Raw genomic sequence first — 21,991 nt, forward strand, 5'->3', positions numbered from 1 at the left:
GAAGAAAAATGATGTCTCACATTCTGCCACTTGGGCTCAAGCTCGCTGGGAAACCCGTTGTTGTTGTGGGCGGCGGGCCCGTTTCTGCACGGCGCGCCCGTATGCTCCACCGCGCGGGTGCACACGTCACGGTGATTAGCCCGGCACTGTGTGAGGACATGAAAGAGCTGGTCGCCACATCCCAATACAAGATGCCAGACGCGAAACCCACACCAGCGATCATCGTTGAACAGCGTGAATACCGTGTTGGTGACCTAGCTGAGGCGTGGCTTGTGGCAACAGCCACAGCCCGCAGCGACATCGACGATGCGGTCGCACAAGAAGCCGAAACACACCGCTTGTTCTGCCTCAAAGGTGGCGACCCCGCTGGGGCGAGCGCTTGGGCGCCCGCCTTAGCTGAACACGGAGATGCTGTCATCGCTGTGGTTTCTCGAGGTGACCAGCCCTCCCCTCGGCGCACCTTGCGTTTACGTGACCGGATCTCCGCTTTCCTGATGTCCCGTGAAGCTGTCAATGAGCCGCTCGACTCTGTGACCGCTGGCCCGCAGGGGCGTGTCGTGTTGGTGGGTGGTGGGCCGGGGGCAGCTGATTTGTTGACAATTGCTGCGCAGCGAGCCATTTCGCGTGCTGACGTTCTAGTCATTGATCGGCTCGCACCTCGGGATGCGGTGGCATGGACGCCTGCGCACGCTCACATTATTGATGTGGGAAAAACTGGGGGAAATCACCCAGTTTCTCAAGCTGACATCAACGAAATCTTGGTGGCCCACGCGCAAGCCGGGAAAACCGTGGTGCGCCTCAAGGGTGGTGACCCGTATGTCTTTGGTCGTGGCGGTGAAGAGTACCTTGCATGCGCAGATGCTGGGATTCCGGTCACTGTTATTCCTGGGGTGACGTCTGCGGTTTCTGTGCCAGCTGCGGCTGGTATACCAGTCACCCACCGCGGCGTGTCACGAGGTTTCACCGTGTTGACTGGGCACTGTGATGTATCCGTTGCGCCTCTGGCCGTGGACCACACCATCGTTTTACTCATGGGGGTGTCCCGTTTAGCGGAGCTTAGCAAACAGCTCATTAACCAAGGTAATTCGCCAAACACGCCGTGCGCAGTCATTGAAGACGGGTACGGGCCACGGCAGCGCACCACCACCGCAACACTGTCAACTATTGCTGAGGTAGCCCGCCGAGCGGGGGTGCAATCCCCCGCTGTGACAGTGGTGGGAGACGTTGTGCATGCCCTTACTGGTGGCCTGCAGCACGCTCTGCCGCCAGATATCTTTGCACGATAACTTCAGCGATCCGAGGGTCATCACCGAGTGGCGCAGCCACTGGCACACCCAATGGGTCAGCGATGTCATGGAGCCGGTCGTCAAAGAAGCCAGGAGCTAACAGGTAATTGGCGATTGCGCCCACTGTTTTATCCACAACCGTGTTAACTCGCGGTTGAGCAGCAGAACAGTACGCAACCATCAGTGGCCCTGACCAGCGTTGGACGACAAGCTCTGCCAACGCCTCGACATCTGCGCTTGCCCGGGCATCTGAGGAACCGGCGGCGGCAAACACCAAGGGTGCGTCACGCGGTATTCCTCGCTGCACTAGGCGGTCTACGACAAGGTCAGCGAGCAGCGGGTGAGGGCCTAACGTCGGGGTGAACGCAACCCAGCTTGTGGCACCTGCCTCAGCAACGAGTTGTTGGCGTGACGCAACGGCAGCAGCGATGTCTTGGTGGACATGGAAACCCGCTGATAGCAGCATCGGCACAACGATCACGTTGCGATCGAGCGGCAGGTCCAAGATGACTGTGTCGACCTGGGGGTACTGGACATCAACGTAGGTTTCTTCGACGTCAACGTCGCCGAGCATGGTGGAGGCTTGGGCGGTCAGTGAGTCAATAATCCGTTGGCCGTGTGGATTGTCTGTCCCGTGGGAGCAGGCAAGAAGAATGGGGCGAGTGCTCATAGGTCCATCCTGCCGTGCTGGTGTGTGGTGTTGTGCCTTCCACTCACAATGCGGGTGAAAGTTAACCCGTCTGTCACAGAAGTCTGCGTGCTGCAGCCCAGCGGGTGAGTTCGTGGCGGGAGGACAGTTGAAGTTTGCGCAGAACAGCTGAGACGTGTGATTCCACTGTCTTCACAGATATGAAGAGTTCGCTGGCAACCTCTTTGTAGGCGTAGCCGCGAGCGATGAGGCGCATCACCTCTTGTTCTCGAGCACTGAGGCGGTCTAGTTCATCATCTGCGGTGGCGAGATCAGTGGTGGCCGTACCAAAAGCGTCGAGAACAAATCCTGCGAGACGTGGGGAGAAAACGGCGTCACCGTCGTGCACCCGGGCCACTGCGTCACTGAGTTCGGTGGGGTTGATGTTTTTTGTCACGTACCCGCGCGCGCCTGCTCTGATAACGGCCACAACGTCTTCGGCGGCATCTGAGACGGAGAGAGCAAGAAATTTGACACGGTTGTGCAGGTCCGCGCAGCGGGTGAGGACCTCCGCTCCTCCTCCCCCGCCACCTCCAGGCATGTGCACATCGAGCAGAACAACATCGGGTGGGGTGTCGTGGAGTATTTGTACTGCAGTGTCAACGTCGCCGGCCTCACCGATGACGTGCAACGTATCGGGTAGTGAGGCGCGTACTCCTGCCCGAAACATTGCGTGGTCGTCGATGATGGCAATGCGGATGGGTGTTGTCACGATTTCTCCGATTGGGCTGACGCAGGTGAATGGGTGGCACCGAGGGTGCGGGGGACAGTGAGGCGTAGTTCGGTGCCGCCTGCGGCGAGAGACCGATACCGTGCTATTCCGCCGCGACGTTCTATACGGCCGATGATTGATTCCCGCACTCCGAACCGGTCATTGGGTACGTCGTCAAGGCGGAACCCTGGGCCACGATCAGTGACGGACGCATCAATGGCGGTGTCGGTGATCTCAAGGTACACGCTGACGGGTGGTTTCCCATGCCGGACAGCATTTTTGGACGCTTCGGCGAGTGCCTGCAGAACCGCATGTGTGGTGGGGTCTGGTGGGGTGTCCCCCACCACCACAAGGTCTATGGTGACAGGGTGTTGTCCGCCAAGTGCTGCTGTCATGTCGTTTTCGACCGTGGCAATGATGTCCCGGGCGGCTTCTTGGGTGGAGGTTCCCTCTTTCGGGGTTTCTTGGTACAGCCATTGGCGCAGTTCACGTTCTTGGTTGCGGGCGAGGCGAGTAATTTCACCGGGTTGGTCAGCGCTTCGTTGGATCAGTGCGAGCGTTTGCAGGACTGAATCGTGCAGGTGCGCTGCAATGTCAGCCCGTTCTTTAGCGCGTGCGTTTGAGGCGCGTTCTTCGGTGAGTTGCCGTGCCAGCCGTAACCACCACGGCGCTAGGACGAGCCCCGCGCCGACGAGCACTGCCACTGCTGAGACGAGTGCGGGGACGAGCATCTGCGGGCCTTGTTCCTGGCTCAAGATCAGAATCACACCCAGGACAACAAGTGCGATTCCACCTGTGACTCGCATCAGGGAACTGGGACTACGGCCCCCAACTGTTGCTGCGAAAGTACCTCGTTGGCTTTCATTGAGTTGCCCCCAGGCAAGAACCAACCCAATAACAACAACGATCACTGAGAGTACGAGCGTCCATTGCAGTTGCGCCCCAAGCCGGTCAGCGACCAGAAGCACTGCGGTGGTGACGAGCATTGCGCCGACGGCCAGGTCACGTAGTGGGATTCGGCTCCACCAAGGGGTAGCAAAAACCGGGTGTGCTGCCATGTTTGGCCCAGACGGTGTATGCGGCGCTGCTAGGGGCGGTGCTGCGCGGGCTGAACCTGCGTGGTATGCGCCTTCATACCAGGGGTCACCGCGAGGAACAGTAATCCACAGAAAGGCATACAGCACAAAGCCTAACCCGCCTGCGAGCGCTGCAACGATCATCCCTAAGCGCACATGGCGAACGTCGATGTCGAGGTGAGCTGCGAGCCCTAAACAGACACCGGCGATGCGTTGCCCACTGGGTGGGCGACGGAGCGGAAGGCGCTCAGGGGCGGGGGGTGGTGAGGTGTGCACACCTTGATCGTCACACATGGTCCACCCGCAGTGCTATGACCTGAGTGATGTTTCGGGGTTCGAATCAGGGGAAGTCCTGATGTGCTGGGGCTGGTGGGAGGGGAATATAGGGGTATGGATACCAACAACCCTTCACCGCCGGTGGGCGGACAACAGTTTTTTAACTCGATTCGCGCATCTGGCTTTTACCGCACTGAGTCCCGTTGGGTCGGTGGTGTTGCTGGAGGGGTCGCCGCTCGTTTGCGAGTTGACCCGCTGGTCATCCGGGCGGCTTTTATCATTGCCCTGATTGTGCTGACGGGGATTTCATTTGTGCTCTATGCGGCGGCCTGGCTCTTGCTGCCTGAGGAACGCGATGGGCGCATCCACCTTGAGCAAGCATTCCGAGGTGACTTTAACGGCGCCTTGGTGGGTATTGGTCTGTTGACGATCTTTGGGTTGGGTAGCGCTGACAGTTTCTTCCTCTTTGGGCAGTCCTCTGGTCCCTTTGCCGCGGTGTTCTGGCTCATCATTATTGGGCTTGTGATCTGGGGGGTGTACCAGTACTCGCAACAAAATAAGCCCCCTACACCACCGTCCGGAGCTGGCCCGTCATATGGGTATGGGCAAACCTCCTCTGGGTTTGGTCCTGGACCCAGTGCACCGACCTACGGACCAGAAAATCGAGGCGCACCTACCATGCCACTTACATCGAATTCCGAGAGCAGCAACTCAGCTAGTGCCCCGGTGGAGGGTGACGCTGGGGCAGCACCGGGCACCAACGAGGTACCTCCTACGGCGCCTCTGCCAACTGGGCAGACGCAATGGAATGGGCCGACAACTTCCCCAGCGCCTTCTGCTTGGCAAGCACCTGAACCGAACGAGGACACGTCAAACCCGTATGGGGGGCCGCAATTCGCTCTCCTCATTGGTGTGATGCTGCTGATTGTTGCGGGAACGCTGTGGGCTGAGTCCTCTGGGACCCTGGCGTCTTATGTTGATGTCATTGCTCTACTCAGCGGTATCGGTTTGGTCTTGGGTGGGATTGCGGTTGTGACCAACGGTATCCGCGGTTATGCCTCGGGGAGTTCAGGGTTTTTCTCCGTCGTCGCTCTCATTGCAGCTCTGATTTCGACTGGATTTCTGATGTCTGGCGTGACGTTTAACAGTGCGAACACCCGTGTGGTGGGTGATTCCACCGTTGTCCCTACGTCGTTGAACGATGCCGCGGACGGATACGCCTTTGGTATTGGGGATTTTGTTCTGGATCTCACTGAACTTCCCACCCCTGACGCTGACGATCAGCCGCTGCGCATTCCAATCTCTGGTGGAATTGGAGAGGTAGAAATCATCGTTCCCAATGATGTTGCTGTGACGGGGAACAACTCCGTAGGGGTTGGGGAAACGACCCAACGCCGCGACGACGGAACTGCCTCAACGACCAGTGGTATTGGCGTCGGTAACGCGGAGTACAACAACACACTCGCCGAAGAAGGCACACCGGCAGTATTTGAACTCGACATTTCCATTGGTATTGGCGCAGTGACCATCACGGAGGAAACCTCATGAGCTACACCGGAAAGCCTGCAACCAGCAGCAAAAAACTACCGTCACGCCTCACCACGATTGTGTGGGGAGTTATCTTGATTGCCTTAGGTGGCGCCACCATCGCGTTGGCTCTTGGAGCGACAATCGACACACAACTTGGCCTCATCGCTTTGCTGGGTGTGACTGGGGTGTTGCTCGTGGGGGTGTCCTTGTTCCGGACTCTTCGCCGCAAGGACACCTCCACTGACACGTCATCTATTCACCCATAGAGGCCGCGAGGTTCACCACGTCTGCTCACTGGTCATTGCCAGGGAGACGATCACGGGGAGATGTCCACTGGACTGCCCCCGTGATCGGACGTGGTTCTGGGGTGTCCTGTGATTCAGTGTGTGGTTCGCTGAGTTCACCTGGGTCGCTGTCGTTAACAGGTTCTGGCGGCATGCCTTCCGGGGAGGGAACCTCGTCAACAGATGACGGCGAGTCGTCTGACTGTAAGCCGGGCTGTGGAACAGGATCTGGGCCACCAACGATCGGTATTGCCCCGGTTAATGATGGGCGGGCAGAATCTGGGCGCACCCGTTGATCTGACAAGGCACGGGCAGAGCGACTCATCCTTAGAGGAGCACTTGTCTCTTCGGTGTTTGTCCCATAGTCGGGGGCCGACGTGTGAGGTGGCAACGGAGCTGGTGCCGGGGGTGCGGGGTGTTCGTCGGAGGCGTGATTCTCAACCCGCGTGTGCTCTGGCAGCGGCGTTGGTGCCATGTCAGTTTCGGGCTGGTGTTGATCATCATGAATTTCCTCGGCGTTCGATGAGGATTCTGCCGTAGCAGTTGGCTCATTCGGGATGCCCCGCGCTTGTCTACCACGCTGGTCCAGCACCTCAATGGGGCCGTCCACGCCAGTGTCGATCACGATAGGAGGGCCGCCAGCGCTGCGGTGCAGCGCCCAGCCCACCAAGACAAAGAGCAAGCCTGCGCCCATCACAAAGGCAGCGAGGCCGAACGCGACAACTGAGGTAAACAACGACGCCCGTAAAAATGATGCGTTCATGACCATGGCACGCTCAGGGTCATCTTGCGCCAGTTCAGCGTAGGTTTGCCCATTGGCGCTGTCCAAGGCGTGATCATTGATTGCCTGCGCCTGCGCATAGGCAGTGAGTGGACCAGTCACTTGCTGGTTAGTCAAAAAGGGAGCATCTTGCGACACGGTAATGCGTTCTTGAGATAACTGTTGAGAAACAACAGCCCACGTGACAGCCCCCACAATAATCATGATGAGGCCGCTGATCACCGCGACAACACCGATGATCCCCACTGAGGTTGTTGGTCGAACCGTGATCCGTGAACTCATGATTCCTCCACCAAAATGCCGACTAGGTCTTCGCCGAATCTACCCCTCGCTGTTATCGCCCGCCACAGTACGCGCACTGTATGGGGCAAGAGACGATGAGGTCACACCGTAGTGACGGCGTACCAGCACACAATAATGGCTGGGCCACCACCTCATTGGTGGTGGCCCAGCCATTATTGTGTTTGCGTCTCTGGGAGATGATTACTCCACGAGGTTCCCTGCCGTGCTAGACAGTCGCGGAACCAGTTGTGTTACCAGCGGTCACAACGCTGGGCCCACCGGAAAGCTTCACGAGGGAGAACCCAACGACGGAGAAGAGTACTCCGGTGCCCATAACCAGAACTGACACACCGAAAGCAACGACTGAGGTGAACAGTGACGCACGCAGGAAGGATGCGTTCATGACGCTGGTGCGCTGCTTGGTCAGTTCCTCAAGTTCAGCTGCAGCTGCATCGTACTCTGGGTTTCCTTCAGTCATGTTCTGTGCAGCGAGCTCTTCAACCTTTGCCTGAGCTTCGCGTTGCAGGCCACCTAGTTCAGCGTAGGTGCGACCTTCGGTGCCTGCCAAAGCGTGCTTGTCGATGATGTCAGCCTGCGCGTAAGCGGTGAAGGGGCCAGCAACTGGCTTGTTAGCGAACATATCCGCGTCGCCTGCCACTGTGATGTTCTCGCTCTTGAGTGATGAGGCTACAACCCCGTACACGACGCCACCTGCTACGAGCATGACGAGCCCGAGGACAAGTGTGATGATGCCGAGAATCCGGACTGACTTGAACTGGTTGACCGTAACTGTGGTGGACATGGTGTGTTCTCTCTTCTGTGAGTGGGAGTGCGGTGTCTAAGAACCAACAGTTCATTTATATCGGCCAACCCCGTGGATAACGTGGGCACTTGTACCTAGTTTGCTGACTCTTTTTCTCCAAACATCCCCATCGCAACACACAAAACGGGGCTGCGCATCTGGTGTCACCAATGCGCAGCCCCGTATTTGTCTCGTTTTATTCCCACTCAATGGTGCCTGGCGGCTTAGATGTCACATCCAAAACAACCCGGTTAACATCACGAACCTCGTTGGTGATACGCGTGGAAATAACCGACAACACCTCGTACGGAACACGCGACCAATCAGCTGTCATCGCATCTTCCGACGACACAGGACGCAACACGATGGGGTGTCCATATGTACGCCCATCACCCTGAACGCCCACTGATCGAACATCAGCAAGCAACACAACAGGGCATTGCCAAATGTCACGGTCGAGCCCGGCGCGGGTCAACTCAGCACGGGCAATAGCATCAGCGGCGCGCAAAATCTCCAACCGGTCAGCCGTAACCTCACCAATGATGCGGATACCCAAACCTGGCCCTGGGAAAGGTTGACGCCACACGATCTGCTCAGGAACATCCAACTCCAAGCCCACCGCACGAACTTCATCCTTAAAGAGCGTACGCAACGGTTCAATCAGCTTGAACTGCAGGTCATCCGGAAGCCCACCAACGTTGTGGTGCGATTTAATGTTCGCCGCACCCTCACCGCCACCAGACTCCACAACATCGGGGTACAAAGTGCCCTGAACAAGCCACTTCACATCACCATCGCTGTCCCCAGCCTCTGCAACGATCTCGCGGGCAGCGCCCTCAAAGGCCCGGATAAACTCGCGGCCAATGATTTTTCGTTTTGTTTCTGGGTCAGTCACCCCAGCCAACGCAGTGAGGAACTGCTCACGAGCATCAACAACCTTCAACTGCACACCAGTCGACGCGACAAAATCAACCTCGACCTGTTCAGCCTCGCCCTCACGCAACAACCCATGATCAACAAACACACAGGTCAGTTGGTTACCAATCGCGCGATGCACCAGTGCAGCAGCTACTGAAGAATCAACACCACCCGACAAACCACAAATCACCTGGTCGGTGCCGACCTGATCACGAATCAGATCAATTTGGGAAGACACAACGTTGTCTGCTGTCCACGTCGGTTCCAAACCAGCACCGTGATACAAAAAGTTCTCAAGCGCAGCTTGACCAAACTGTGAGTGCTTAACCTCTGGGTGCCACTGCATACCAAACAACCGGCGCTGCACATTCTCAAACGCGGCAACAGGCGAACCTGGAGACGTTGCAAGAACCTCAAACCCCTGCGGTGCACCGTGAACTGCGTCGCCGTGAGACATCCACGTGATTTGAGAAGCGTCGGACCCCTTCAGCAAGACGCCTGCCTCGCAGACATCAACAGAAGTACCGCCATATTCACGCACACCAGTTTGTGCCACAGAGCCACCGAGGGCAGCAGCCATCACTTGGAAGCCGTAGCAGATACCCATCACCGGAACGCCCTGGTCAAAAAGAGCGGGGTCAATGCCAGGAGCGCCTGGCTCATACACACTTGAGGGGCCACCAGACAAAATGATGGCAGCAGGGCGCTTTTCCATCATCTTTGCCACAGGCATGGAGTGAGGAACGATTTCGGAGTACACCTTCGCTTCACGAACCCGGCGGGCAATGAGTTGGGCGTACTGGGCTCCGAAATCAACAACAAGGACAGGATTATCGGTCGAGCCAGGAGTTTGCGTCACTCCACTATGGTACTTGGGGATGCCAGAAACTCAGCATTGGTATCCGCCATCTAAGAGCCCCGCATCAATCTCAAAAGGATTGGCACACGGGTCACTGCCGCCCCTTGCGTAAGCAAGTGGCATCGTGGCCCCATAGCGCAACCATTGCACAGCATGACGGGCCTCGTGGTTGATCAAGTTACGGTTAGAGCGCACATCATCTAATGGGGTTGGTGTAAGAAACGTCAACCCATACGTCGTCCCGCCACGAGCACTCAACAACCCGTCATAGGGTGAACATACCCACAGTTGCGACATCACAAGGGTGTCATCGGTTACCGGGACCTGTTCGCAACGGGCACCTTGAGCTTGGGCGCTGGCACGCGCATCGTTGCCTGTTCTTAATGCGAACGTCAGGTGTCCGGCACGGCAGCGTAGCTGACTCGATGAGGAGCCAATGTCGTGCAGAGACGCGAAGATGCCGGTGCCGTTTTGCCCAGCAGGTGCGCTCTGACAGGGCACTGGGGGAAGTTCCAGCTGCACGTGGGGTGTTGGGGAACTCACTGCGCTAGCGCCCGGCATGAGGCACAGCAGCAGGGCAGACATGGCGCTGTGTTTTGCTCTGCGTGGGAGATCGCGCGCAGTGGATCTCATTTAGCCAGCTGGTGGGGTGTGGAGTAGTTCTCGTGCTGCTGCAATGCGCGCGTGCGCGTCCCGGGTGACCCGTTTTTCAACAACAAACGACATCACGGGTACAACCCCGCCAAGCACCATGACGACGAGGCGCCCGACGTCCCAGCGCATTTTGATCCACGTGTCCATCACCGTGATGAGATAGACCACATAAATCCATCCGTGAGCGAACGGAATCCACGCGATGTAAGGCTTGAGGTGATGGGCTTGCAAGAGGTAAATAATGACCATCTCGACGCAGAGAAGCAAAAGCATCACCCCAGTGATGTACGCCATCACTTGGTACCGCTTCAGAGCCGCCGACGCAGCAAGGATGATTTTTTCTTGGCGTGGATCGCCGGTTGTTGACTGCGTCATGCTGCCTTCCGCGCGTGATCAGGAAAAGTAAGGTCACAAGGGGCCCTGCGTCAGGGGGAAAATACCTCGCCCCGTGTCACCCCCACACTCTAATGTACTGAACTGTGTGGACATTACCTGAGGCACATCCTCAACCCCAGCATCTCTCTACGCCGTGGCGATACCTCATCTGGCTAGCCAAGCGCCAACCAGGGGTACTGACCATCGCACTGCTGTGCGGCATTATCACTTTTGTGGCGCAAGCAGTCACCCCCTACGCCGGCGGCCGCGCCATTGACTCCGGCTTAAACCTAGGGGTCACCTCAGACATCCTGCTATGGGCAGGGGCAATGTTCGCAGCCACCCTGATCCAAGTAGTCTTCGGGGCAATAGGCCACCGATATGACACATACTCGTGGATCCGCGCAGCTCTGACAACCTCCCAGTTGTTGGGGAAGAAAGTTTCCCACAGTGGTGACGCAATCCGCGAAGAACTACCAACCGGTGAAGTAGTTGCATCTGTAGCGACAGATGCTCACCGCATCGGTGATCTCTACTTCCAAGCAGCCCAGTTCGTCGGGTCCATGGCCGCCTATGTGGTGGTAGGAGCCGTCATGCTCAGCACGTCCCCCCGACTGGGACTCATCATCGCCCTAGGTCTACCTGCCGTCGCTCTCGTTTTAGCGTTCCTCGTTAAGCCCTTACAAAAACGACAGGAACAACAGCGTGAAGTAACGGGACGACTGACCTCCTTGGGGTCAGATACCGTCTCCGGGTTGCGGATCTTGCGAGGAATCGGCGGTGAGTCAGTTTTCACGGGGCAGTACCGAAAGCAGTCACAAACTGTTCGTCAGGCAGGAAACCGAGTTGCCTCACTGCAGTCCACAATGGATGGGCTCCAAGTACTCCTTCCTGGAATCTTTGTCGCCATCGTGTTGTGGGTAGGGGCAACTGAGGCCGTAAAAGGCAACATTACTGCTGGTCAACTCGTCACGTTCTACGGCTATGCCACGTTCCTGACACGCCCCATGCATCACCTCATCATGGCCGTACAAGTCGCAACTCGGTCGCAAGTTGGGGCAAGTAAAGTTCTCAAGGTCCTGCGGGTGACACACAATGTTCGAGACACCGGGACGCGCACCCACATCGACGACAACGCCGTGTTCCTCGACCACACCTCCAGGGTATCTTTGCATCCTGGAAAATTGACCGCGGTTGTGTGTGAAGACCCCGACGTCAGCGCACAGATCTTGACTCGTATGGCACGTCTCAACGATGACACCGATGCCAACCATCTGGTGACTCTCGCCGATACCCCCGTACAAGAATTCACCAAGGCAACGTTGCGTGACGCAGTTGTATTAGGTGACCCGCACGCACACATTTTCGCAGGAACCTTGAGGGAAACTCTGCGAGGAAAGCACGAGCGTAACGATGCTGACATCCACGCCGCGATTGTCTCCGCAGCCTGTGAAGACGTGCTTGAATCTGTTCCCGACGGCTTAGAATCACCCCTGCCAGAAAAGGGGCGGTCATTGTCTGGGGGCCAACGCCAACGTGTAGCCCTCGCTCGGGCGCTTCTGACCCGTGCACCGCGTTTATTGCTCATCGAACCAACCTCAGCAGTCGATGCGCACACTGAAGCACGGATCGCTGCGCGCCTAGCAGATGCTCGCGGTGGGCGAGCTACCCTCCTGACAACAGCCAGCCCGTTGTTGCTGGACTTCATGGACATCATCCATGTGGTGGATCAACAGGGTCAGGTCATTCGCAGCGGTTCTCACCATGACCTCATGACAGCCACTGATGACGGCGCCCGTTCCTACCAACGCACAGTTCACCGTGAGCTCGACTCCCCCGTTACGGACCAGGTATGACACACACAGAAACCTCCCCGCTACTGCCCGTCGCGACCGGCCCACAAGTTCGTCAATACTCGGCAACGTTGGTACGCAACAACAAAAAGCCCTTGATCGGTGTGGTGGTGCTGCAAGCGTGCGGCGTTATCGCCGGGCTTGTCGGACCATTCATTGTGGGACGCCTCGTTGACGGAGTCTCATCCGGAACCACAACAACGTTCGTTAATACCGCTGTCATTGTTTTGTTGTGCGCGGTCATAGTGCAGGCTGTTTTTGTGCGCATGGCGCGGGGACGAGCCATGATCCTTGGTGAGAAAGTGTTCGCTGATCTACGCGAAGACTTCCTGGACACAGTCACTGCTCTACCCCTGTCCATTGTGGAACGCTCCGGAACTGGAGACCTCGTTTCGCGAACCACCCACGACATCAACCGCGTCCAACACACTGTCCGATTTGGTGTGCCACAAATTCTGGTGTCTGTGGCAACAGTTGTGATCACCTTGGTTGCCGCCCTTATTGTTTCCCCCCTGGTGGCCTTAGGGATCTTTATTGGGCTGCCGCTCCTGATCGCAGTTGCACGCTGGTACCTCAAACGGGCAACAGCCGGGTATCTAGCCGAGTCTAAGGCTTACGCCACAATGTACGCCGACATCACCGAAACGGTTGATGGTGCGCACACCGTAGAGACGCTGGGTTTGGAAAAGCAACGCCAGCACCTCATCGAATCCGACATCGCAGGTGCACTGGCAGCAGAGCGTAAAACAGTCAACTTGCGTACTGTTTTGATTCCCGGAATGGATTTCGCCTTTGGTATTGGGCCCGTGGCTGTCCTCATCTGGGGCGCGTTCCTTGCCTCCCAAGGACACGCCACTGTCGGCACTGTCACCACTGTCTTGCTGTATTCATTCCAGATCATCGGCCCCATCTGGGACCTCGTGTTCTGGCTCGATGAAACCCAAGTTGCTGCGACCTCTATGGCCCGCATCATTGGTGTCAGCCATGTGGAGAACGACCGCGAAGCCACCGGAGAAGAACCAGCACACGAACGGGTAAGCGCCACAGACATCCACTACGCCTACCGCGCTGGCCACAACGTGTTGCATGGCATCACTCTCGACCTTGTCCCTGGCGAACGACTCGCAGTTGTGGGGCCGTCTGGGGCAGGAAAATCAACCCTTGGGCGGATGCTCGCGGGCATCCACCCACCCACCAGCGGTCGGGCCACAGTGGGAGACGTGTCACTGGTCAATTTGCCAGTCGAGGACCTTCGCGGGCACGTGGCGCTAGTAACCCAAGAGCACCATGTGTTCGTGGGGACGCTGGCACACAATGTGCGCCTCGCGAACCCAGAAGCCAGTGATGACGATGTTGTTCGGGCATTGCGCGCTGTGGGGGCGTGGGAATGGGTTGAGAAACTGCCTGAGGGCCTCGACACTGAGGTGGGCTCGGGTGGTCACGCCCTCACCCCTGCTGGGGCACAGCAAGTTGCTCTGGCTCGGCTAGTTATTCTTGACCCGCACACCTTGATATTGGATGAAGCGACCAGTTTGTTGGACCCTCGGGCAGCGCGCACCCTTGAACATTCACTGGGTGCAGTCTTGGAGGGGCGCACAGTTATTGCTATTGCCCACCGCTTACACACTGCACACGATGCAGACCGTGTTGCAGTGGTTGATGGCGGCATGATCACTGAGATTGGAACACACGATGAACTGGTAGCCCGCGAAGGGGCTTACGCCAAACTTTGGCATTCCTGGCAGCAAAGTTAACTGCGTTCGGATCTGCCGTGATCAACGAGATCAAATGGGTTCGCAGGCTGGTCCGGAGCCTCACCAACCAGCACGTCACGGGCGCTGTCACGCACCAACCGTAGCCACAACGCGACAGCAAACAGACCAAAAACCCACCACTGCAAAGCGTAGAAGAAGTTTTTCATATTCACCCCGTCGCCGCCCTCAATGGTGGGGCGCGGCAGAAGGGTGATGTCCTGCGGTTGGGTCGGATTGCTCTGGGACACCACCAAGTAGCCTCCATAACTGGGAGCCTGCCAGGTGTTTGCGAGCGCACCTGTGGAGATGGAGGAGACCTGCCCGGCAGGAAGGTCAACGCTGAGCATTGCTTCAGATGCTTGGAGCCACCCGATGAGTTCAACGGGCGCGTCTGGTGGTGCGAGAGTGTCACGCCACTGTTCAACAACGGCGCCGTTGTCATCTAACGCAGAGTAAGGGACCCATCCGCGAACGACGGCGAGTACTGGTGGCGCTGATAGGTCAGCCCAGTTTTGGCCATTGCTGCCGTCGTCAGTGACACGCAGGCCATCAACAACGAGGTAGCCCTGTTCCTCGCCTGCGCTACGCCCTGGCACAAATACTTGGAAGGGCGCCTCGTAGCTTCCGGTGACAGTGACTCGGCGCCCCACGTTGTCTCCCCCAAAGGTTTGTTGGGGTTGAAGGACTTCGCCAAGTGGCCGGGGGGTGGCATCTGCTTGTTCTGCAGCTTCGTGTTCTGCTGAAAGTCGGGCGCGTTCGTAGGCTCTGTCGAGTTGCCATACGCCGAGCCGTGCGCAGACGGCCGCTATGGCTAGGAAAACGACAAGCAGGACGATGCTGCGCGGTCTTACCGCTTCACGGAGTAGTGCAGCGCCTGGGCGCGACGATTGAGCAGACACGCCGTTTAGCCTATCCCCTTCACCTGATGGAGACCTGAATCTTTTACCTGAGGAATACCTTCAGTGACGACGCGTGACAGATATCACCGAGCCTTTTGTGTGAGATTGAGTATTTTAGGATGTCAATAGTCCTTAAGACCTAGGCTTTTACGGCGTAGTGTACGAAAAGATGAAAGCGACGCCGGAGTCCATCAGCGCCGGCGGCGTCGCTACGCCTCGCCGTGCGCTGTTGATGTCCCTGGCGACATGACATGATGGAAAGAGTTGTCATGTCGTGCGTTGTGACGGCACGACCCATGCCGTCACAGAACCACGTCAACACTACACAGCGGCACGACAACCGGTATCGTGCCCAAGCCACGGAGGCGGATCAGTGAGCAGCAAAGCCCGCAGCGTCTACATCTCCTCACCTGAGGGAGAGACAGGCAAGTCCACAATTGCGCTGGGGGTCGTTGATCTCCTCAGTCGCCAGGTGCAACGGGTAGGCGTGTTCCGCCCCATCACCCGCAACGGCGCAAACAACCACTCTGATGAAGTTGGAGAACGCGACTACGTCCTCGAACTCCTCCTCGCCCACGACGGTGTAGACCTGCCCTACGAACAATGCACAGGTGTCACCTATGCAGAAGTTCACCAAGACCCCGATGCTGCCCTGGCAAACATCATTGCCCGCTACCGGGAAATGGAACGCAACTGCGACGCTGTTGTGATTGTTGGCTCAGACTACACAGACGTCGCGGGCCCCACCGAACTGGCATTCAACGCACGCATCGCAGCGAACCTTGGTGCCCCCGTACTGATCGTCCTGTCGGGAACAGACCGATCACCAGAAGGCATCCGTCAACTCTTTGACGTCTCCGTGTCCGAACTCAACGCCAACCATGCGTCCGTCATTGGCACTATCGTCAACCGCTGCCTGCCAGGCAGCATTCCTGCAGTACAAGAAATGTTTGCAGGCATCGACACTCCTACCTGGACCGTCCCCGAAGAACCATTCCTCACTGCCCCCACCGTGCGCCAACTCATGCGGGCCGTTGGCGGAGAATTAGTCAACGGCGACGAAGAACTCCTCGGACGTGAAGTTCTTGACGTGCTCGTCGGAGCAATGACCTTTGACCACCTGTTGGAAAAACTCGTTGACGGCGCCGTTGTCATCACCCCCGGTGACCGCGTTGACGTCTTGCTGGGTTTGCTCGTTGCTCAAACCGCAACATCATTCCCATCACTTGCTGGCATCATCCTCAATGGCGGATTTTTCCCACCGGAAAACGTTTCACGCCTCCTCGACGACATCAAACCATCGGTGCCTATCATCCACACCGAACTTGGAACATTCCGCACCGCATCAGCAGCCGCATCAGTGCGCGGGCGCCTCTCCAAAGAAGCGCAACGCAAAGTTGACACTGCCATGGCGCTCTTTGAGCAAAACATCGATGCGGAAACCATTCTGGCTGCCCTCGAAGTGAAACGCCCTGAGGCTGTCACGCCACTAATGTTCGAATACGACCTGCTGTCTCGCGCTCGCGAAGACAAAAAGCACATCGTGCTCCCTGAAGGCAGCGATGACCGTATCTTGCGTGCTGCATCCACCCTGCTCCAACGTCAAGTCGCTGAGCTGACAATTTTGGGTGATGAAACAACCATTCGCGCCCGAGCAACAGAGCTTGGTTTGGACATCTCAGATGCCCAAATTCTCAACCCAAAATCCGGGGAAATGCACGAACGGTTCGCCCAAGAGTACGCCCAACTTCGGGCACACAAGGGCGTCACTGTTGAGCGTGCCCGCGAAATCGTTTCTTCTGTGTCGTACTTCGGCACCATGATGGTGCAACTCGGCTACGCAGACGGCATGGTTTCTGGTGCAGTACACACCACCGCCCACACCATCCGCCCAGCCTTTGAAGTCATCAAAACTGTCCCAGACGTTTCCGTGGTGTCCTCAGTGTTCTTCATGTGCCTCGAAGACCGCGTCTTGGTCTACGGAGACTGCGCAGTGAACCCCGACCCCACCGCCGAGCAGCTCGCCGACATTGCGATCTCCTCAGCACAAACAGCAGCGCAGTTCGGGGTCACCCCACGCATCGCGATGCTGTCGTACTCCACCGGTGACTCCGGTACCGGCGCAGACGTTGACAAAGTACGGGCCGCAACGGAAATCGTCCGCTCACGGCGCCCAGACCTAGAAGTTGAAGGTCCCATTCAATACGACGCCGCTGTGGACGCATCAGTTGCTGCATCAAAATTGCCCGACTCCGCAGTGGCCGGACGCGCAACGGTCTTCATCTTCCCGGACCTCAACACCGGGAACAACACCTACAAGGCAGTACAACGTTCAGCTGGTGCAGTTGCAGTGGGCCCAGTACTCCAAGGCTTGCGTAAACCAGTGAACGACCTGTCCCGTGGCGCACTCGTCCAAGACATCGTCAACACTGTTGCGATCACCGCGATCCAGGCCCAAGGCCAGCCCACCGAATGACCAGCCCGCACCCGAACATTACGAACTTGGAGACACACCACGGTATGAGCAGCGCAACCGTCCTCGTCATCAACGCAGGATCTTCCACCATCAAGTACCAGCTCCTAGACCCAGCAACTGCCGAGGCAATTGCCGGTGGAATCGTCGAGCGTATCGGCGAAGACATGGGACTTGTCGAACACCGCTACAACGGCGTGGAACACAGCGAGAACATCCACATTGGTGACCACGGAGATGGCCTACGAGAAGTCCTGCGTCTCTTCGAAGCACACGGACCTCACCTGGCAGACGCCAACATTGTTGCCGTTGGCCACCGGGTCGTACAGGGTGGCTCAGTGTTCCCACACCCAACTCTTATTGATGACCACGTCCTTGAGCAGATCCGTGACCTGATCCCCCTGGCACCACTGCACAACCCAGGACACGTCAAAGGCATCGAGGTGGCACGCGAACTGTTCGCTGACGTACCTCACGTCGCAATCTTTGATACATCCTTCTTCCAAACCCTGCCTGAGGCTGCCTACACCTACGCGCTGCCTCGCGAACTCGCAGCACAACACTCCATCCGTCGCTACGGATTCCATGGCACAAGCCACCAGTACGTCTCCGAACAAGCCGCTATGCTGCTTGGCCGAGACTACAAGGACATCAAACAGATTGTTGCCCACCTTGGCTCTGGCGCATCGATCTCGGCGGTAAAGAACGGTGAAGCAGTCGAAACTTCCATGGGGCTGACCCCCTTGGAAGGTTTGGTCATGGGTACCCGCACCGGTGACATGGACCCCGCCATCGTGTTGCACCTGCAACGCGAAGCAGGGATGTCAGCAGATGAAGTAAACACCGTGCTCAATAAACAGTCCGGCCTCAAAGGGCTCTGCGGAGAAAACGACTTCCGTGAGCTGCTGCGCATGATTGATGAGGGCAACCACGAAGCAACCGTTGCGTTCGATGTGTACGTTCACCGACTCGTGAAATACGTCGGTTCCTACATGGCAGTTCTTGGCGGACTACCAGACGTCATCACCTTCACCGCAGGTGTAGGAGAAAACAACGCTCTGATCCGTGAACGCGTTGCGCAAGCTCTGGCTGGTTTCGGGGTGCGCATCGACCCTGAGGTCAACAATGTTCGCAGTAAGGAAGCTCGTGTCGTCTCCGCGCCTGACTCCACAGTCACCATCGCGGTCATCCCCACCAATGAGGAACTAGCGATCGCACGCCAAACCATGGACCTCATCGGTCAATAGCGCGGTGGGCGCCGCTGCGTCTCACGGCGTCCTTGGCGAATAACAGCATATGACGATGCCCGCCCACCATATGGTGGGCGGGCATCGTCATATGTGGCTGAGTTACTGAGTGGCTGAACTACTCAACCAGACAGTTGTGCTGATAACTAGCCTCGAGGGGAGCCGCTATACGGAGAAACAACAACCTCGATGCGTTGGAACTCTTTCAGGTCAGAGTAGCCCGTGGTAGCCATGGCGCGTTTGAGGGCGCCAATCATGTTGAGGGTGCCATCAGCTCGGGTACCTGGACCGTGGAGAATTTCTTCCAACGGCCCTGCGGTGCCGACCTCAACGCGTTCGCCGCGAGGCAGTTGTGGGTGATGGGCTTCTGGTCCCCAGTGCCATCCTTGACCAGGTGCCTCGGTGGCTCGAGCCAAACCAGCGCCAATCATCACAGCATCTGCGCCACACGCAATCGCTTTGACGAGGTCCCCTGAGCGACCAACGCCACCATCTGCGATGACGTGAACGTAGCGCCCACCCGATTCGTCGAGGTAGTCGCGGCGGGCTGCAGCAACGTCTGCCAAGGCCGTGGCCATTGGCACGTGAATGCCCAGTGAGGTGCGGGTTGTTTGCGCTGCTCCACCACCAAAACCGACGAGGACTCCAGCTGCACCGGTGCGCATCAGGTGGAGCGATGCGGTGTATGACGCCGCACCTCCAACGATCACTGGAACGTCTAGTTCGTAGATGAATCGCTTCAGGTTCAGTGGTTCAGCTTGTGAGGAGACGTGCTCAGCAGACACGGTTGTGCCGCGGATGACGAAAAGATCCACCCCGGCGTCAACAACCTGCTGGGAGAATTGCTGGGTGCGTGCTGGTGACAGTGAACCAGCAACGGTTACCCCTGCTTCGCGGATCTGCCGAAGCCGCTGGGTAATGAGTTCTGCTTTGATGGGTTCTGCGTAGATCTGCTGCATTCGCGCAGTGGACTGGTCAGCTGGGAGGCGTGCGATCTCAGCAAGCAGTGGACGAGGGTCTTCGTACCGGGTCCACAGCCCTTCGAGGTCCAGCACACCTAAACCGCCAAGACGCCCGAGGGCAATAGCCGTCTCAGGGCTCATAACCGAGTCCATGGGCGCAGCCATCACGGGGATGTCGAAGTGGTAGGCGTCAATTTGCCAACCCGTGGAAACGTCTTGGGGGTCGCGGGTCCTGCGGGAAGGCACCACTGCGATGTCATCGAAGGTGTAGGCGCGCCGTCCCCGCTTGCCGCGGCCGATCTCAATCTCATTAGTCACGCTTCTCAGCGTATCGTGTTTTGCGCACGTCAGGCGTGGGACGACAAGTTGTGTCAGACCCACCTGTCATGCTTGAGTCAGCGAGAAACTTCGAAAGGAATGGCATGGACTGGAGCAGGGGGCCGCTGCTGGGCTTCGATACGGAGACCACAGGTGTGGATACCGATGAAGACCGCATTGTGACGGCTGCACTCGTTGTACGTGAGGGTGATGTGACGTCGCTGCGTACGTGGCTCATTGACCCTGGTGTGCCTATCCCGGTAGAAGCATCAAATATTCATGGCATCACCACGGAACATGCTCAGGAGTTTGGCCAGGCACCGCCTGCAGCTTTAGAAGAGATTGCCCAAGCGATCACCAGCCACATGAGTTCCGGGGCACCGCTGGTGGCATATAACGCCACATTCGATGTGTGCATCTTGGACGCTGAACTACGTCGCCACGGTGTGGCAACGCTTGAGCAACGACTGGGGCGCCCTGTGGCGCCAGTTATTGACCCACTGGTGTTAGACCGCGCCGTAGACCGGTACCGGCGGGGAAAACGCCGCCTCGTGAACCTGTGCGAGTTTTATGGGGTGGTGGACACTGGAACGCTTCACACCGCAGATGCCGATGTTGTGGCGACGTTAGACATCTTGGAACGTATGGTGCAGCACCACCCTCGGTTGCTAGCAATGTCCCTAGAGGACCTTCACGCCTTTCAACACACCGCCCACCAAGAATGGGCAACAAACTTTAACCAGTGGCTTGCCCGGCAGGGACGCCCAGCAGATGTTGGCACCACGTGGTTGTCGTCAGCAGCCCCTTCAGGAGTCTAAGGCTTGTTCCCACACCTCAAGGGTGCGCTGAGAAACAAACTCACGGTCCACCCCAGTCACTGGGTCGGTGAACCCAAGGCGCCACGACAATAACTGAAGTGGGTGCCGGTAGTCGTCACGCTCAACATCGTAAAAATCTGGGTAGTAATTGTCATACACAATCCCCACCCCCAAAGCCGCCATATGAATGCGCAACTGATGCGTTTTACCGGTGTGCGGGTACAACGTGTACAACCCCACTTCGCTGACCCCAGCATCGTGCCCGGTGGGGAGTTGACGGGTGGCGCTGAGGGTAACCAGCGTTTCGGTATTGGGTTCCCCAGGGACAGTGTGAGCACGCATGACCCCATGTTCTTTGAGGAGTCGACTACGGATCGTTGTTGGGAGGTCAAGGTCATTGCGAACTGGGGCAACAGCTTGATAAACCTTGGTCACTTCTCTGCGAGAAAACATGTCCTGGTACACCGAACGAAGCTCAGGTCGTTTGGTGAACACCAGCACACCTGCCGTGAGGCGGTCTAGCCGGTGCGCAGGGCTCAGGTGAGGATTACTTGTCTCTTTGCGAAGCCGTACTAAAGCCGTTTCAGTGACATAGCGACCCTTGGGTGTCGTGGCGAGAAAATGCGGTTTATCAATGACCAAAAGGTCATCGTCTTCATGCACAACTTCGATGGCAAACGGAACCTCCGGTTCCGGATCTGGGTCGCGGTACAGGTAAATGAGCCCACCTGCACAGTATGGCGACGTCAGATGTAGTGGCCGGCCAACTTCATCAACAACTTCCCCCGCGCCAAGTTTGCGCAACAATGTGTCGGCATCATGCGGGAACCGCCACGCCAAAAATTCTGCCACGGTGGCTAGGTCATCAGGTGCGTACACCGGCGCCTGATCGGGGACCTCACTCGTCGCCTGGACACCTTCTGTTCGCCCTAGCGCATCGCGCGATAACCCCATGGCGTCACGGGGAGCACTGGTGTGCGGGCGTTTCGCACGGGGAATCAACTGCCCTGGGTGCGGCATTTGGAGGCGGACAGGGTTAATGCCATCACGAATAGGCAAAGGGGCAGAGCGTCTGCGCCGGACCACGGGTCTCCTTTATTGGCAACACGAACATGCATGTGGGGTGTCCGATTCCTCGAAACAC

General features: G+C 57.7%; 19 protein-coding genes. 8 read left to right on the forward strand and 11 right to left on the reverse strand.

Annotation, left to right across the window (positions count from 1 at the left end; genetic code table 11):
- Window positions 1-8 precede the first annotated feature (8 nt).
- A complete protein-coding gene (gene cobA / locus G538_RS15740) occupies window positions 9-1,286 on the forward strand; it encodes a uroporphyrinogen-III C-methyltransferase (RefSeq protein WP_211218595.1) in 1,278 nt (425 codons plus the stop codon).
- On the opposite strand, the gene G538_RS0107855 is transcribed toward cobA, so the two are convergent.
- From G538_RS0107855 to G538_RS0107865, 3 genes are all read right to left on the reverse strand, one after another.
- The gene (locus G538_RS0107855; protein ID WP_029068891.1) at window positions 1,237-1,956 is read right to left on the reverse strand and encodes a sirohydrochlorin chelatase; all 720 of its coding nucleotides are present in this window, start codon (window positions 1,954-1,956) and stop codon (window positions 1,237-1,239) included. The genes cobA and G538_RS0107855 overlap by 50 nt on opposite strands.
- Window positions 1,957-2,029: 73 nt before the next feature.
- Complete coding sequence (locus G538_RS0107860) at window positions 2,030-2,686, reverse strand: response regulator (RefSeq protein ID WP_029068892.1); 657 nt, start codon at window positions 2,684-2,686, stop codon at window positions 2,030-2,032.
- Complete coding sequence (locus G538_RS0107865) at window positions 2,683-4,038, reverse strand: ATP-binding protein (protein WP_245566826.1); 1,356 nt, start codon at window positions 4,036-4,038, stop codon at window positions 2,683-2,685. Before G538_RS0107865 ends, G538_RS0107860 begins: the two co-directional genes overlap by 4 nt.
- A 114-nt stretch (window positions 4,039-4,152) precedes the next feature.
- Between G538_RS0107865 and G538_RS0107870 the strand changes: the two genes are divergently transcribed.
- On the forward strand, window positions 4,153-5,586 hold the full coding sequence (locus tag G538_RS0107870; protein ID WP_029068894.1) for a PspC domain-containing protein: 1,434 nt from the start codon (window positions 4,153-4,155) through the stop codon (window positions 5,584-5,586).
- Window positions 5,583-5,834 carry a hypothetical protein gene (locus tag G538_RS0107875; RefSeq protein ID WP_029068895.1) on the forward strand — a complete coding sequence of 84 codons (252 nt, stop codon included), beginning with the start codon at window positions 5,583-5,585 and terminating at the stop codon, window positions 5,832-5,834. Before G538_RS0107870 ends, G538_RS0107875 begins: the two co-directional genes overlap by 4 nt.
- A 25-nt stretch (window positions 5,835-5,859) precedes the next feature.
- Here the strand turns inward: G538_RS0107875 and G538_RS18215 are convergent, their stop codons facing one another.
- The 5 genes from G538_RS18215 to G538_RS0107900 all read right to left on the reverse strand — a co-directional run bounded on the left by G538_RS18215 (window position 5,860) and on the right by G538_RS0107900 (window position 10,523).
- Window positions 5,860-6,915 carry a hypothetical protein gene (locus tag G538_RS18215; protein WP_211218596.1) on the reverse strand — a complete coding sequence of 352 codons (1,056 nt, stop codon included), beginning with the start codon at window positions 6,913-6,915 and terminating at the stop codon, window positions 5,860-5,862.
- A gap of 226 nt (window positions 6,916-7,141) precedes the next feature.
- Window positions 7,142-7,717, reverse strand: coding sequence for a hypothetical protein (locus G538_RS0107885; RefSeq protein WP_029068896.1), 576 nt, complete (start codon window positions 7,715-7,717; stop codon window positions 7,142-7,144).
- Between the two features lie 196 nt (window positions 7,718-7,913).
- Window positions 7,914-9,494, reverse strand: a complete 1,581-nt coding sequence (guaA, locus tag G538_RS0107890) for a glutamine-hydrolyzing GMP synthase (protein ID WP_029068897.1) — start codon at window positions 9,492-9,494, stop codon at window positions 7,914-7,916.
- A 30-nt stretch (window positions 9,495-9,524) separates the two neighbouring features.
- Window positions 9,525-10,079 carry a hypothetical protein gene (locus tag G538_RS17335; protein WP_051196756.1) on the reverse strand — a complete coding sequence of 185 codons (555 nt, stop codon included), beginning with the start codon at window positions 10,077-10,079 and terminating at the stop codon, window positions 9,525-9,527.
- A 48-nt stretch (window positions 10,080-10,127) separates the two neighbouring features.
- Complete coding sequence (locus G538_RS0107900; protein WP_035833854.1) at window positions 10,128-10,523, reverse strand: DUF3817 domain-containing protein; 396 nt, start codon at window positions 10,521-10,523, stop codon at window positions 10,128-10,130.
- A 104-nt stretch (window positions 10,524-10,627) separates the two neighbouring features.
- Here G538_RS0107900 and G538_RS15755 point away from each other — a divergent pair, with 104 nt between their 5' ends.
- Complete coding sequence (locus tag G538_RS15755) at window positions 10,628-12,379, forward strand: ABC transporter ATP-binding protein (RefSeq protein WP_051196758.1); 1,752 nt, start codon at window positions 10,628-10,630, stop codon at window positions 12,377-12,379.
- Window positions 12,376-14,130, forward strand: a complete 1,755-nt coding sequence (locus tag G538_RS0107910; RefSeq protein WP_029068899.1) for an ABC transporter ATP-binding protein — start codon at window positions 12,376-12,378, stop codon at window positions 14,128-14,130. Before G538_RS15755 ends, G538_RS0107910 begins: the two co-directional genes overlap by 4 nt.
- Here the strand turns inward: G538_RS0107910 and G538_RS15760 are convergent.
- The gene (locus G538_RS15760) at window positions 14,127-15,029 is read right to left on the reverse strand and encodes an SURF1 family protein (protein WP_051196760.1); all 903 of its coding nucleotides are present in this window, start codon (window positions 15,027-15,029) and stop codon (window positions 14,127-14,129) included. The two genes, G538_RS0107910 and G538_RS15760, sit on opposite strands and share 4 nt — an antisense overlap.
- 373 nt (window positions 15,030-15,402) lie before the next feature.
- On the opposite strand from G538_RS15760, the gene pta reads away from it, so the two are divergent.
- Window positions 15,403-17,505: a phosphate acetyltransferase gene (gene pta, locus G538_RS0107920; protein ID WP_029068900.1), complete on the forward strand. Its 2,103-nt coding sequence runs from the start codon at window positions 15,403-15,405 to the stop codon at window positions 17,503-17,505.
- 44 nt (window positions 17,506-17,549) lie between these two features.
- Window positions 17,550-18,749, forward strand: a complete 1,200-nt coding sequence (locus G538_RS0107925) for an acetate/propionate family kinase (RefSeq protein WP_029068901.1) — start codon at window positions 17,550-17,552, stop codon at window positions 18,747-18,749.
- A 146-nt stretch (window positions 18,750-18,895) separates the two neighbouring features.
- Here the strand turns inward: G538_RS0107925 and G538_RS0107930 are convergent, their stop codons facing one another.
- Window positions 18,896-20,029, reverse strand: a complete 1,134-nt coding sequence (locus G538_RS0107930) for a GuaB3 family IMP dehydrogenase-related protein (RefSeq protein ID WP_029068902.1) — start codon at window positions 20,027-20,029, stop codon at window positions 18,896-18,898.
- 104 nt (window positions 20,030-20,133) lie between these two features.
- On the opposite strand from G538_RS0107930, the gene G538_RS15765 reads away from it, so the two are divergent.
- Window positions 20,134-20,847, forward strand: a complete 714-nt coding sequence (locus tag G538_RS15765) for an exonuclease domain-containing protein (protein WP_035833856.1) — start codon at window positions 20,134-20,136, stop codon at window positions 20,845-20,847.
- Here G538_RS15765 and G538_RS15770 read toward each other — a convergent pair.
- Window positions 20,836-21,933, reverse strand: a complete 1,098-nt coding sequence (locus G538_RS15770; protein WP_245566827.1) for a pseudouridine synthase — start codon at window positions 21,931-21,933, stop codon at window positions 20,836-20,838. The two genes, G538_RS15765 and G538_RS15770, sit on opposite strands and share 12 nt — an antisense overlap.
- Window positions 21,934-21,991: the final 58 nt, after the last annotated feature.

Source organism: Jonesia quinghaiensis DSM 15701 (assembly GCF_000423205.1).
GTDB classification, from domain to species: domain Bacteria; phylum Actinomycetota; class Actinomycetes; order Actinomycetales; family Cellulomonadaceae; genus Jonesia; species Jonesia quinghaiensis.